At 73.5% G+C, this 12999-nt stretch carries 11 protein-coding genes and 1 pseudogene; 4 read left to right on the top strand and 8 right to left on the bottom strand.

Going from position 1 to position 12999, the window contains the following annotated elements:
* On the top strand, nt 1-1153 hold a 1153-nt coding region (locus VIW71_RS01990; RefSeq protein ID WP_331620084.1), incomplete at its 5' end, for a DUF58 domain-containing protein.
* Nucleotides 1150-2658: a transglutaminase-like domain-containing protein gene (locus VIW71_RS01995; protein ID WP_331620086.1), complete on the top strand. Its 1509-nt coding sequence runs from the start codon at nt 1150-1152 to the stop codon at nt 2656-2658. The genes VIW71_RS01990 and VIW71_RS01995, both read left to right, overlap by 4 nt.
* On the opposite strand, the gene VIW71_RS02000 is transcribed toward VIW71_RS01995, so the two are convergent.
* From VIW71_RS02000 to VIW71_RS02010, 3 genes are all read right to left on the bottom strand, one after another.
* The gene (locus VIW71_RS02000) at nt 2636-3397 is read right to left on the bottom strand and encodes a hypothetical protein (protein ID WP_331620087.1); all 762 of its coding nucleotides are present in this window, start codon (nt 3395-3397) and stop codon (nt 2636-2638) included. The two genes, VIW71_RS01995 and VIW71_RS02000, sit on opposite strands and share 23 nt — an antisense overlap.
* Nucleotides 3398-3444: 47 nt before the next feature.
* The gene (locus VIW71_RS02005) at nt 3445-4044 is read right to left on the bottom strand and encodes a hypothetical protein (RefSeq protein WP_331620088.1); all 600 of its coding nucleotides are present in this window, start codon (nt 4042-4044) and stop codon (nt 3445-3447) included.
* Nucleotides 4045-4780: 736 nt separating this feature from the next.
* Nucleotides 4781-5686: a LysR family transcriptional regulator ArgP gene (locus tag VIW71_RS02010; protein WP_331620089.1), complete on the bottom strand. Its 906-nt coding sequence runs from the start codon at nt 5684-5686 to the stop codon at nt 4781-4783.
* A gap of 118 nt (nt 5687-5804) precedes the next feature.
* Between VIW71_RS02010 and VIW71_RS02015 the strand changes: the two genes are divergently transcribed.
* The gene (locus tag VIW71_RS02015; RefSeq protein WP_331620090.1) at nt 5805-6416 is read left to right on the top strand and encodes a LysE/ArgO family amino acid transporter; all 612 of its coding nucleotides are present in this window, start codon (nt 5805-5807) and stop codon (nt 6414-6416) included.
* Between the two features lie 21 nt (nt 6417-6437).
* A pseudogene (locus VIW71_RS02020) lies at nt 6438-6662 on the top strand (lamin tail domain-containing protein); the annotation flags it as partial.
* Here VIW71_RS02020 and VIW71_RS02025 read toward each other — a convergent pair.
* The 5 genes from VIW71_RS02025 to VIW71_RS02045 all read right to left on the bottom strand — a co-directional run.
* Nucleotides 6647-8146 (bottom strand): GH1 family beta-glucosidase, encoded by a 1500-nt coding sequence (locus tag VIW71_RS02025; RefSeq protein ID WP_331620091.1) that lies wholly within the window; start codon nt 8144-8146, stop codon nt 6647-6649. The pseudogene VIW71_RS02020 and the gene VIW71_RS02025 overlap by 16 nt on opposite strands.
* Nucleotides 8147-8366: 220 nt before the next feature.
* Nucleotides 8367-9278, bottom strand: coding sequence for a carbohydrate ABC transporter permease (locus VIW71_RS02030; protein ID WP_331620093.1), 912 nt, complete (start codon nt 9276-9278; stop codon nt 8367-8369).
* Nucleotides 9275-10240 carry a carbohydrate ABC transporter permease gene (locus VIW71_RS02035; RefSeq protein ID WP_331620095.1) on the bottom strand — a complete coding sequence of 322 codons (966 nt, stop codon included), beginning with the start codon at nt 10238-10240 and terminating at the stop codon, nt 9275-9277. The genes VIW71_RS02030 and VIW71_RS02035 overlap by 4 nt, the downstream gene beginning before the upstream one ends.
* A gap of 93 nt (nt 10241-10333) precedes the next feature.
* Nucleotides 10334-11656 carry an ABC transporter substrate-binding protein gene (locus tag VIW71_RS02040; RefSeq protein ID WP_331620096.1) on the bottom strand — a complete coding sequence of 441 codons (1323 nt, stop codon included), beginning with the start codon at nt 11654-11656 and terminating at the stop codon, nt 10334-10336.
* 439 nt (nt 11657-12095) lie between these two features.
* Nucleotides 12096-12999 (bottom strand): (Fe-S)-binding protein (locus VIW71_RS02045; protein ID WP_331620097.1); only part of this gene is annotated, 904 nt, incomplete at its 5' end.

Genomic DNA, 12999 nt, shown 5'->3' on the forward strand with positions numbered 1-12999 from the left:
GCGGCTCACCCGGGCGGGCCGGCTGGTGTGCGCCGGCGCGGTCGTGGCCACCGTTCTCGGCGCGGTGGGCGGCTCCCATCCTGCGGTGGGGCTGGGGCTCGCGGCACTGGCCGGCTGCGCGCTGGGGCGGGCCTCGGTGCGCCGCGGTGTGCGGCAGTCGGTCGTCCGCGAAGGCGTCCCCCCCTCCGCCGCGGTACGGGGCGACCGGATCGCGCTGCGGTACACGCCCGTCGGCCCGGTGCGCGGCGGGCCGGATCCTCTCATCCGCGACGCGCTGCTGGACGGCGAACGCCGGGTGCCGCTGGTGGCCTCCGGATGGGCGCTGCGGACGCCGCCGCTGCCGCGCGGGGTGTGGCGGCTCGGCACACCGAACGCGGAGTACCGCGACCGGCTCGGCCTCGCGACCGCCACGGCCGTGAGCACCGCGCCGGACGGGACGGTCACGGTACGGCCCGCCGTCCTGCCCGAGGTCGGCTGGGTCGCCGTCGCGGCTCGCCGGGCCGGCGCCCGGCACCCGGGCTCCGAGGACGCCTTCGAGGTGCGCGGGGTGCGCGACTACCTGCCCGGGGACGACCTGCGTCTGCTGGACTGGCGCAGCACCGTGCGGACGGGCCGACTGCACGTCAGGGAGCCGTCCGCCGACACCGCAGGGCAGCTCGCCGTGCTGCTGGACACCGGCATCGCGTCGGCCGGGGCGGATCACCGCACCGCCGCCGACGCGGCGCGCGACTTCGAGACCGCGGTGGACTGCGCCGCCTCCGTCGCCGTCCAGTCCTTGCGCCTGGCGCTGCCCGTCGCCCTCGCCTGCGGCGACGGGCCGCAGCGCGCTTTCGCTCCCGCGCCCGGCGTCGAGGACACCCTGCTGGACGCCCTCGCGGCAGTGCGGCCCCAACCGGGCAGGGGCACGGCCGCGCTGAACCGCGCCGCGGCCGTGCCGTCCGGCGGGGCGCTCGCCGTCCTGGTGACCACCCGCGACCCCGACCTGTGGCGGCCGGCGCTCAGCGCCCTGGCGATCCGGTACGCGGAGGTGGTCTGCGTACGGGTGACGGCGCCCGACCGCCGGCGACCCGCACGCCGCCTCCGGGGTTTCCACCTGGTGGAAGTCGCCGATCCGGCCGATCTGGCCGCCGCGGCTCTGCCGGGGCCGGTGTGAACGGCCCGCGGGCGGCGGTGCTCGCCGGCCTGCTCTGCGCGGTGGCGCTGACCGTCGCGCTCGCCCTCGTCGACCGGCCGCCGGGCGGCCTCCGAGGGGCCCTGCGGACAGCGGCCACTGCCCTGGTCGTGGTGTCGACGGCCTGCGCGGGCGCCCTGCTGCCGCTGCCCGACCTCGGAGCAGCCCGTACCGAGGTGCAGCGCGTGCGCGCCACGCCCGACGAACCGGACCCGCTGCAACTGCTGCCCACGTGGGCGGCCTCGCGGCCACGTCAGCGGGTTCTCACCGTCGGGCTCCCCGCCGCGCTGCGCGACTCCCCGCCGCTGTGGATCCTGCTGGCCTACGACGACTACGACGCAGCAGCGGGATGGCACGCCACCCCCGTCCTGCGGAGACTGGCCGCGCCGCCGGACGGCAGCGCGGGCGTGACCGTGACCCTGGACGCCGCCGCACGGCTGCTGCCGCACCCCTCACGGATGCTCGGCGCGGAGCCCGTGCTCGACTACGACAGGACGGCGGAGGCACTGCGGTCGGCGACGCCACGTACTCGCTACACCGTGGCGGCGGAGCCGACGGGCGCCGCACGGGACGGGGCGCCTCTGCCCTCGACCGTGCCCGTGCCGGCCTGTGCGCGCGACGCGCTGCGCCCGTTCACCGACGGCTCCGACGCCCGTGTGCCGCTGACGGACCGGCTCGCCCGGCTGGAGGACCTGCTGGCCGGCCACGGTCTGCTGGACAGGCGCGCGGTCGACGGCGACGGGTGCGGCGCGTTGGCCGACGTCCTGCGCCGAGGCCGGGGCGGCAGCGATCAGTACGCCACCGCCTTCGCGCTGGCCGCGCGCGTGCTGGGCGCCGACAGCCGCGTCGCGGTGGGCTACCGCCCGCGGGGCGCGGTCTCCGCCGACGGGCGCCAGGAGGTGTACGGATCCGACGCCCTCACCTGGCCTCAGGTCGCTTACCCGGGCCGCGGGTGGGTCGACTTCTGGCCCTTCCCCGACCGCAGCGTCGCCGGACTTCCCGCGTCTCCACCCGTCACCCAGAGGCCCTCCGCGTCCCCGCCGGTCACCTCCCCGCCCCCGGGCGGGGAGCCGGGCGGCGGCCACCAGGGCGTCGTCCTCGCCGTGGCGGTCCTGGCCGCGGCACTGATCGCGGTGGCCGCCTCCGCCGCAGCCGCCGCCCTGCGCCGCAGGGCCGCCGCCCGGCTGGACGCCGAGCGCCGGGCCCGCCTGCCCGCGGACCGGCGGATCCTCGAAACGTGGCGGCGGACGCTGCGTGCCGTCGAACCCGGGACACTGCCGGCCCCCACCGCCCACGACGTGGCCTCTTCCGGCAGCGCCGGCTCGCTGGCGGCACTTGCCGAGCTGGTGGACCGCACGCTCTACGACCCGGCGGCGACCGCGGGAGCCGTGGAGGTGCGGCTGGCGGAGCGCCTGGCCGCGGCTGCCAGGGCCGAAGCCCGGGCGGCCCGCCGCCGGCGTCCGTTCAGCAGCCGGGGACCATGTTGACGGTCACCTCGTCGAGCAGCTCACTGTCAGGGGGGACGCCGGCGGCCTTGCCGGGCTGCCACGTGTGACGGGCCTCGGCGGTGCCACTCGGGCTCAGCCAGTACACCAGGATCTGCGCGGGCCCGGAGTCGTTGCAGCTTGTGTAGATCATCGAGTCGCCTGTCCAGGTGTGGCGCCCGACGCGCTTCGCGGTGCCCGGCTCCACCTGGTGGGAGCTGTACATCGGCTGGTCGTCCAGCGGCATGCCCCTGCCGTTGGACAGGATCCGCACAAGCATCTGGATGCTGCCCTGCGAGCCGTCGTGGGGCGGGTAGGCGGGCACCCTGAGAGTGATCAGCGGATAGGGCGAGGGCAGGGAGTCGCCGTCGCAGGGCGTGACGAAGGCGGCGCTGTAACCGTGCGACGTCCTCGGCCGCTGCTCGCAGGCGGTGGCGCCGGCCGTGGCGGTGGGTGACGGCGCAGGCGGGGCGACCGTCACGCCCACGTGGTTGTTGTTGTTGAACACCGGGTTGTTGTCGCCGCGGACGACGCCGTGGTTGTCGTTGCCCCCGCCTCCGCCCCCGGATTGCAGCAGCCCGGGGTTGGCGGTGAACACCGCGGCGAGCACGCCCAGCGCGGCGACGACGACGCTGAGCTTGGCCTTGGTGCTCCAGCCGGCCGGAGAGCCCCCGGCGGGCGGATCACCGCCGGGACCGGCCTGCTGGTCGGGGCCCTCGGCGGAACCGGCGCTGTCGGCCATGGCGGACTTCCTTCCTCTCGTGAGCGGGGTGCCTTGGACGGACGCGGTCAGTGGCGGCACTCGTCGGGCGGCGCGTCACGCCGGGCGACCTCGACCGTGGCGAGCAGCGGACTGCCCTCGGGAATGGCGACCGGAGTTCCCGGGGGCGGAAGCTGGACCGACGTCTCGTCACCTGGCCGTAGGAGGTAGACCTGCAGTTCGAGCCGGGTGCGGTCTCCCGGGCATTTCGTTCCGGCCAGAATCGTGTACGACCACAGATCACCGTCCGACGGGGGCTCGGAATTGTCCGGGGTGATCAGTCCTTTGTCGATGGTCGCGAAGACGGGGAGACCGGGTGCGGGCGTTGTGCCGTCGGTGTTGGTGAGGACCTTTTCGACCAGGGTCAGCGAACCCGTGGTGGTGGGGTCGGGGAATTCCGAGACGTGCAGTGTGACCAATGCGGCATGGCCGATGCGGTCGCCCGTGCAGGGGCCGGCGAAACTCACCCGCAGGGTGCCCACCGCGCTCCTGGCGCCGCATCTGCGGTCCGTGGTCGGCGGGGTCGGGGTGGACGGCGCGCTGGTGGTCGTGCTCGGCGGCACGGGTGTCCGGGACGTGCGGGTCGGGAAGGCCGACGTCCGAGTCGGCGATGCGTACGTGCTGCTCACACCGCCACCTGACGGCCGGTGGCTGTTGCTCGGCACGAGCGGACCGGCGGACGGCGATCCCGGAGCCGTCCCCGTCGCGCTGGTCGGCGGGGTGTGCGTCGCCGACGGGCGCGTCGGGGACGAGTCCGACGGTGAGGCAGAGGAACGGCGGGCCCGTGGTGAGGCAGAGGACTGTGGCGCAGCGGAAACGATCGGGGCCACAGGGGTGCGAAGTAATCGGAGTTCCGTTACGGGCGCGATTTCGCGGTGCCGTACCACCTGAAACTCGACCGCCGAACCGGCCAGAACGCATATCAGCGTGGCCACCGCGACGGCTGGAACGGAATCGGTGAATCGCCGCACACTTCCCCCCGCGGAACAACACGCCCGGTCGAGCGGTGCCCCGGGCGGAATTCTATCGACGGACAGGGCCGGACGGTAGAAATCACCAAAAGCGGATCGGAGACTTCACGCCAGAACCACGGCGCGCCCGGCGGTGCGGCGCCGCATCGCCGGGAGAACCCGGCCCGCCCGCGGTTCGGGCATGCCTGCGCCCACCCGTCCGCCGTGCCACGGTGCTCCCGACGCCCGCGGCTGACAACCGGCCGGTGCGCGGCCGGTCCCGGTCGGACCGGCGAGCCGCCGAGGCTCCTCGGCTTCCGGAGCGTCGCGCACCGGCGGCGTCGCGCACCGGCGGCGCGGTGCCCGCTCCCCCGCACCCCGGTGACGCAGGCCCGACCGCCTCCTCCGTGCGCCCTCAGCGGCCGGGGTCCCCCAGGGCGCGGGCCGCGACCGCGGCCACCGCTTCGGCGAGCGCGGCAAGCGCCGGGGAGTCGAGTCTCCACTGCTGCCAGTACAGGGGTACGTCCACCGGGCGGTCGGCGGCGAGGTCGACCAGGGTGCCCATGGCGCGGTGTTCGGCGGACTGGGCGTCAGGGACCATTCCCCAGCCGAGCCCGGCGGCGACCGCCTCGACGAACGCCTCCGACGAGGGGACGTGATGCCGCGGACCGCGCGGGGCGCGCCGGGGTGCGAGGCCGCGCAGAAAGCGGTCCTGGAGGTCGTCCTTGCGGTCGAAGACGATGACGGGTGCGTCGGCGAGGAGCTGCCGTACCGGAGCGTCCGACAGCCGGCGTTTCACGAAGCCGGGGGTGGCCATCGCGCGGTACCGCATCGTGCCCAGGGCCCGCACCGAGCACCCCTGCACGGGTTCCGGGGACGAGGTGACGGCGGCCATCACCAGGCCCTCGCGGAGCAGGCGGGTGGTGTGGTCCTGGTCGTCGCGGTGCAGGTCGAAGCAGACGTCGAAGCGCTCGGCGACCTCCGTGAGTGCGGGCAGGAACCAGGTGGCGAGCGAGTCCGCGTTCACCGCGACCGGCAGCGGGGTCGGCCCGGCCCCGTCGGCCAGGCCCAGTTCGGCGGTCGCGTCGCCCTCCAGCCGGGCGAGCTGCCGTCCGAACCGTACGACGATCTCGCCGGACGCGGTGAGCCGCACCGGCTTGGTGCGCAGCAGCAGGACCCGGCCGGTGCGCTGCTCCAGCGCCTTGATCCGCTGGCTCACCGCGGAGGGCGTCACGCGCAGGACCTCGGCCGCGGCCTCGAAGGTGCCCTCGTCCACGGCGGCGAGCAGCGTACGCACCTGGTCCAGCGGAAGGTCGGTCATTGTCCGTCCCACGGTCGTCGCGCCCGGAATCGTCATCATCCCGGATCATGAGCATCGTTCATGGTACCCAAGAATAATGAGCTTGTCTTATTATCGCTCGCCCTCCTAGCCTCGGGCTGTGCGTGAAACACTCATCGCGGCCCTGGCCGGTCTCGGGACCGGTCTGTCGCTCATCGTGGCCATCGGCGCCCAGAACGCGTTCGTGCTGCGCCAGGGCATCCGGCGCGAGCACGTCGCCGCGGTGGTGGCCATCTGCGCGGCCTCGGACGCCGCGCTGATCGGGGTGGGGATCAGCGGGATCGGCACGGTGGTGAAGCAGTGGCCGTCCGCGCTGACCGTGACCGCGTGGGTCGGCGGCGCCTTCCTGGTCGGTTACGGGCTGCTCGCCGCGCGGCGGGCGCTGCGGCCCGCGGCCCTGACCGCGGACGGCGCCGGCACCGCGTCGCTGCGCACGGCCGTGCTCACCTGCCTGGCCATGACCTGGCTCAACCCGCATGTGTATCTGGACACCGTGCTGCTGCTGGGTTCGGTCGCCAACGGGTACGGCGGGGGCCGCTGGCCGTTCGGGGCGGGGGCGGCGACCGGAAGCGTGCTGTGGTTCAGCGGGCTCGGGTTCGGTGCCAGGCTGCTCAGGCGGCCCTTCGCGCGTCCCGGCTCCTGGCGCGTTCTCGATGTGGTGATCGCCTGCACGATGGTCACGCTGGGCGTGGTGATGACGGCCAGGGCCTGAGCGGGCCGGGCCCTCACCGACGCCTCACGGCACACCTGCACCTTCGGGGCGTTCACCCTCCAGGCGGGCAGGACCGTGCTGGTGAGGACGGGCAAGGGCACCGGCACGGCGGCCGTCCTCCACCAGCAGCGGGCCTGGTACGTCTGGAACAACGACAAGGACACCGCGACGCTGCGCCGCAGCACCGGCGCGGTGCAGGACGTCTGCAGCTACAACACCACCCGGTACGACTACCGGACCTGCTGACCGCGGCGCCGCTCCGGGGTCAGGTCGGCGGCGCCGGCCGGCCCCCGGAGCGGCGTCCGGCCGGCGGCGTCGGCCCGCCCCCGGTTGGCGGCGATCAGGGCGGCGTACCAGCGGGCGCTGTCCTTGGGGGTGCGGCGCTGGCTGGCGAAGTCGACATGGACGATGCCGAACCGCTTGCCGTAGCCGTAGGCCCATTCGAAGTTGTCGAGCAGGGACCAGACGAAGTAGCCGCGGACGTCGATCCCGGCACCGATCGCCCGGTGCACGGCGGACAGGTGGTCCACCAGGTAGGAGACGCGCTCGGGGTCGTGCACCGCGCCGGAGGGGTCGGCGTAGTCGTCGTACGCGGCACCGTTCTCGGTGATCAGCAGGGGCGTACGGGGCAGCTCGCGGTGGAGGCGGGCGAGGAGTTCGGTGAGGCCGTCCGGGTCGACCGGCCAGCCCATGGCGGTGCGCGGGCCGGCCGCGGGCAGGAACCGTACCGCCTGTTCGGCGCCCGGCCACGGCGAAGGGCCCTCGGGCGCCGGGCGGTGCACCGGATCGGCGGCGGCGACCACCGTCGGCGTGTAGTAGTTGATGCCGAGGGCGTCGATGGGACGGGCGATCTCCGCCAGGTCGCCGTCGTGGACGAACGACCAGTCGGTGACCGCGGCCGTGTCGTCCCGCAGGTCCTGCGGGTAGCGGCCGTGGAAGACCGGGTCGAGGAAGATCCGGTTGGCGAGCGCGTCGATGCGGCGTACCGCCTCGCGGTCCGCGGCGGATTCCGTACGGCCGCGTACCGCCGCGAGGTTGAGGGTGAGCGAGACCTGGGCGGCTTCCGGCAGCGTGCCGCGCAGTACGCCGACGGCCAGGCCGTGGCCGAGGTTGAGGTGGTGGGCGGCGCGCAGCGCGGCGGCCGGGTCGGTGCGGCCGGGGGCGTGCACGCCGGAGGCGTAACCCAGGAAAGCGCTGCACCAGGGCTCGTTGAGGGTGGTCCACAGCGGGATGCGGTCGCCCAGCGCCTCGGCGACCAGCCGGGCGTAGTCGGCGAACCGTTGGGCGGTGTCGCGTTCCGGCCAACCGCCGGCGTCCTCCAGTTCCTGGGGCAGGTCCCAGTGGTAGAGGGTGACGGCCGGACGGATGCCGGCCTCCAGCAACCGGTCGGTGAGCCGGCGGTAGAAGTCCAGGCCGCGCTGGACGGCGGGGCCGCGGCCGGTGGGCTGCACGCGCGGCCAGGAGACCGAGAACCGGTAGTCGGTCAGGCCCAGTTCGGCCATCAGCGCGACGTCCTCGGGCATCCGGTGCAGGTGGTCGGTGGCGATGTCGCCGGTGTCGCCGTTGCGGACCCGGCCCGGAGTGCGGCTGAAGGTGTCCCAGATGGAGGGGGTGCGGCCGTCCTCCCGGGCACCCCCTTCGATCTGGTACGCGGCGGTGGCCGCGCCCCACCGGAATCCGGGCGGGAACCGCAGGGTCCGGGCGGCGGTCTGGTCGTCGACAGCGGTCATGATGGAAGCGCTCCCAAGGACTCGGGCGGACGGGGTCGTTACGGAAGGGTCGATACGGGCGAGGGCGTTGCGGGCGGGGTTCGTCAGCGGGCGCCGTGACCGCGGGTGCGCGGCCGGACAGCGGCCCGGGCGGACGGCGCACCGACAAGGGGGACCGCGGGCGGGCCGGGCGGCGGCGCACCCCACGGGTGCCGTGACCCGGCCCGCCCCGCGGGGACTGTCACCCCTTGACCGCCCCCTGCATGATGCCGCCGACGATCTGCCGCCCGAGCACGCCGAAGACGACGAGCACGGGCAGTGTGCCCAGCAGCGTGCCGGTCATGATCACCGACTGGTCGTGCACGTAGCCGCCGCCGAGTTGCCGCAGCGCCACCTGCACGGTGGGGTTCTGCGAGGTCAGCGCCACGATCGGCCAGAAGAAGTCGTTCCAGGACGCCATGAAGGTGAGCATCGCCAGCACCGCCATCCCGGGCCGCGCGATGGGCACCACGATGGACCAGAAGATCCGCGCGTGCGAGGCGCCGTCCACCCGTCCCGCCTCGATCAGTTCGTCGGGCAGCGACTGCACCAGGTACTGCCGCATGAAGAAGACGCCGAACGCGGACACCAGGCCCGGCAAAATCACCGCCTGCAGCTGGTTGGTCCAGTGCAGCTCCGCCACCGTCATGAACAGCGGGATCACCCCGAGCTGCGGCGGGATCATCATCGTTCCGACGGTGAGCGCGAGCAGCGCTCCCCGGCCCCTGAACCGCAGCTTGGCGAAGGCGAATCCGGCGAGCGTGGAGCAGAGCACCACGCCCACGGTCACGGAGCCCGACACGATCAGCGAGTTGACCAGAGCCTTTCCGATGTCCGCCTGGTCGAGCACCGCATGCACATTGGCGTTGAGCCGCCCGCCGGGCAGCAGCGACGGCGGCACCTTGCTGAGGTCGGAGTTGGGGCGGGTCGCGGCGACGATCGTCCAGTAGAAGGGGAACGCGGACACCAGCACGGCGACGATCAGGATCGCGTACGCCACCGGTCCGGCACTGCGGTGCTGCCCGGCGCCCGGGCGGATCAGCGGGCGCCTGGTGGGCGGGGCGTCCGGTACGGCGCGGTGCCGGGGCCGGCGCTGGGCGGTGAGGGCGGTCATCGGGACTTCTCCTTGGCGACACGGCGGCGGGCGGCCAGGGCGTTGGCGCCGACCATCAGTACGATCAGCAGGAACATCACCCAGGCGATGGCGGCGGCCCGGCCCAGGTGGAAGTAGCCCCAGCCCTGTTCGTACATGTAGAGGCCAAGGGTCTGGTACTGGTGCGAGATGCCGCCGGACTGGCTGCCCTCGAACAGCAGCGGCTCGCCGAAGAGCTGCGTGGCGCCGATGGTGGACACCACCACGGTGAAGAAGATCGTCGGCCGCAGGCCGGGCAGTGTGACATGCAGGAACTGCCGCCACCGGGAGGCGCCGTCGATCTCGGCGGCCTCGTACAGCTCGGACGGGATGGACTGCATGCCGGCCAGGTAGATCAGCGCGTTGTAGCCGGTCCAGCGCCAGGTGACGATGGTGGACACCGCGATCTGCGAGGCCCAGGTGCCGGTCTGCCAGTCCACCGGGTGGATGCCGACCAGGCCGAGCGCCCAGTTGATCAGGCCGTAGTCGCGGCCGAAGAGCTGAGCGAAGACCAGGGTGGCGGCGGCGACCGAGGTGGCGTACGGCAGCAGCATCGCGACCCGGAAGAAGGTGCGCCCGCGCAGACGGTAGTTGAGCAGATGGGCCAGGCCCAGCGCCATCAGCAACTGCGGGACGGTGGAGATGACACCGATGGTGAAGGTGTTGCGCAGCGCGGTCCAGAAGAACTCGTCCTGGAAGAGCGCGGTGTAGTTGTCCAGACCCCGCCACTCCATCCGGCCCGGGGTCTGCAACTCGACCCGGTAGAGCGAGACGTACGCGGTGTAGAGCAGCGGGAAGAGTCCGAACGCCGCGAACAGGGCGAAGAAGGGGGCGATGTAGGCGTACGGCGACAGGTCGCGCAGCAGGCGGCGGGAGCGCCGGCTGCGCGGCGGGGGTGCGGCGACGGGGCGGACCGGGGCGGCGGCCGTGGCGGGGAGGGTCATCGGACGGACCTTCGGGGATCGGGGGCGGGTTGGTCCGGGGACTGCCGGGACCGGGAGGGGGGGTGGGGCCGGTCCCGGCAGCGGTTCGTCAGGTCAGCCGATGGCGTTCCGTACGCCCTTCTCGGCATGGCCCCAGGCGGTGTCCGGTGCGGTGCCCTTCTGCTCCACCTCACCGAGGGCGTTGGTGATCTGGGTGTTCACGTCGTTGTCGTGGACACCCAGCACCTGCACGGGCGACTTCTCGGCGGCGTCTCCGAAGATCTTCCCGATCGGCGCGCCGCTGAAGTACGGGTCCGTGACGTCCTGCACGGCCGCGATGGCACCGAGGTTGGACGGGAAACTGCCCTGCTTGGTGAAGAGGGCGGCCTGCTGCTCCTTGGCGGTCAGCCACTGGATCAGCGCGTACGCCTCCTTGGTGTGCTTGCCGCCCTTGGGGAGCGCGAGGTACGAGCCGCCCCAGTTGCCGGCGCCGCCGGGCAGGGTGGCGACGTCCCACTTGCCCTTGCCCGCGTCCCCGGCCTGGCCCTTGATGTAGCCGAGCATCCAGGCCGGGCAGGCGAGGGTGGCGAACGCGCCGCCCGCGAACGCCTGGTTCCAGGCCGGCGACCACTCGCTGAGCTTGGCGCTCAGCCCGTCGTGGGCGGCTCGCACGGCGGTGTCCCAGGCGGACTTGACGGCCGGGTTGGTGTCGTAGATCAGCTTGCCGGAGGCGTCGTAGTAACGCTCCTTGTACTGACCGTTGATGACGGCGTAGAGGCTGGCGACGCTGTCCGTCCAGTGGCTCCTGGCCGGGGCCTTCGCGGCGTACTGCCGGCCGAGGGAGAGGTAGCCGTCCCAGGTGGACCACGCCTTGGACAGCTCTTCGCGGTCGGTGGGCAGGCCGGCCTGCTTCAGCAGGTCGGAGCGGTAGCACATCGCCTCGGGGCCGACATCGGTGCCCAGGCCCAGGGTGCGGCCGTCGGCGGTGGTGGCCGCCGCCCACTTGGCGGGCGCGAACTGGGACTTCAGGCTGCTCGCGCCGAGCGGGCCGAGGTCCTCGAACTTGTCGGACTGCTGCTGGGTGACCGCGGCGATCCGGCCCACCTCGATGCCCTGGACATCGGCGAGACCGCCGCCGCCGGCAAGCCGGGTCTGGAGCGCTTTCCAGTAGTCCGCCTCGTTCTCGGTGTTGCTCTCCTTGACGGTGATGTTCGGGTGCAGCCGGTGGTACTCGTCGTACAGCCCGGCCTCCTTGTAGCCGAAGGTGCCGAACAGGTCGATGGTGAGCGTCACCTTGCCGCCGTCGGCGGCACTGTCCGCGGAACTGTCCGAGGAGCTCGATCCACAGGCGGCGAGCAGCGCTCCGGCGAGCACGATGGCGGCTGCGCGTGCGTAGCCGCGTCGGATGGTGGGCCAGGCGGCTCTGGCGTTGGGCATGGGAAGCCTCCAGTGGCTTCAAGGAGCGGAAGAAATTCTGAGAGCGCTCTCAACGCGATGGGGAGGAGAGTGCACCGCCCGGCGACCGCCCGTCAAGACTCGTCACACGACGGGACGGAATTGGTTTTTCGTGCCGAAGGAAGCGGCTGGTCGGACGGTTGCGCGCTTGCGACGGGCGCCATGCCTACGCGCGTGAGAGCGCTCTCCAATGTCGGGCCAAAGGGCGCACCGGTGTCGAAAGGGAGAGCGCGCGCAGGGAGCGAGGTACGAGCGGGCGAGCACGGTCGACCTCCCGAGGACTTCGTCCGGGGCCCCGGACACCGGGTCTGAGCGCCCGGAGGCGAGAGGGCGGAGATCGTCGCCGGTGGTTCGGCGCTGCCGGGTGTCCGCTCGGCCACCACCCCGAGAGGGCCGTGCGCGCCACCCCGGGCCGGCCGGCTCAGAGCCGGCGTCGACGGGCCAGGGCGTACGCGGCGGCCCCCGCCGCGGCGCCGGTGGCGGCGGCAGCGGTCGCGGTGGCGAGGCGGGCGGCGGCCGGTGAGGGCGGGACGGGGCGGCGCGCGGCCTTCTCGGGGTGGTGCGCGGGCTGGTGCCCCTGGAGCCCGAGGGCCAGGGCCTCGGCGAGGTGCAGCGCGCGCCGGCCAGTGCCGCCCTGCTCGATCTGGGTACGGCAGCTGAAGCCGTCGGCGATCACCAGGGCGCTGGGGGCGGTGCGCCGCACCGCCGGGAGGACGCCCAGCTCACCGATGGCCATGGACAGTTCGTGGTGGCCGCGCTCGAATCCGAAGGTGCCGGCGAGCCCGCAGCACCCCTCGTCCAGCACCTCCGCGTCGATGCCGGCCCGCCGCATCAGCTCCCGGTCGGCGTCGAACTTGGTGACGGCGTGCTGGTGGCAGTGGGTCTGCACGGTCGCGGCCCGGGTCAGTTCCGGGGGCCGCCAGCCCGCGGGAGCGTGCCGCAGCAGAAGTTCGGAGAAGGTGAGGAACTGCTGGGAGAGCCGCCCGACGTCCTTGTCGTCCGGCATGAGTTCCGGCGCGTCGGCCCGGAAGACGGCCGTGCAGGACGGCTCCAGGCCCACGATACGGGTGCCCGCCCCGATCCACGGCCGCAGCGCCTCGACGCTGCGGCGCACCACCCGCCGCGCGACGTCGAGTTGGCCGGTGGACAGCCACGTCAGGCCGCAGCAGACCGCCCGGGTGGGCACGGTGACGTGGAAGCCGGCGTCCTCCAGCACCCGTACCGCGGAAATGGCGACCGACGGGTGGAAGTACGTACTGAAGGTGTCCGGCCACAGCACGACGGTCATCGGGTCGGCGGGGTCGGGCTCGGGGGCCCGGCGTGAG

The organism is Streptomyces sp. (assembly GCF_036524955.1).
In the GTDB taxonomy this organism is placed as follows: domain Bacteria; phylum Actinomycetota; class Actinomycetes; order Streptomycetales; family Streptomycetaceae; genus Actinacidiphila.

Bases quoted from the DNA above. Each gene is read 5' to 3' on its own strand.
- VIW71_RS02030 (WP_331620093.1), bottom strand. From the start codon at position 9,278: ATGACCGCCCTCACCGCCCAGCGCCGGCCCCGGCACCGCGCCGTACCG.
- VIW71_RS02035 (WP_331620095.1), bottom strand. From the start codon at position 10,240: ATGACCCTCCCCGCCACGGCCGCCGCCCCGGTCCGCCCCGTCGCCGCA.
- VIW71_RS02025 (WP_331620091.1), bottom strand. From the start codon at position 8,146: ATGACCGCTGTCGACGACCAGACCGCCGCCCGGACCCTGCGGTTCCCG.
- VIW71_RS02010 (WP_331620089.1), bottom strand. From the start codon at position 5,686: ATGACCGACCTTCCGCTGGACCAGGTGCGTACGCTGCTCGCCGCCGTG.
- VIW71_RS02040 (WP_331620096.1), bottom strand. From the start codon at position 11,656: ATGCCCAACGCCAGAGCCGCCTGGCCCACCATCCGACGCGGCTACGCA.
- VIW71_RS02000 (WP_331620087.1), bottom strand. From the start codon at position 3,397: ATGGCCGACAGCGCCGGTTCCGCCGAGGGCCCCGACCAGCAGGCCGGT.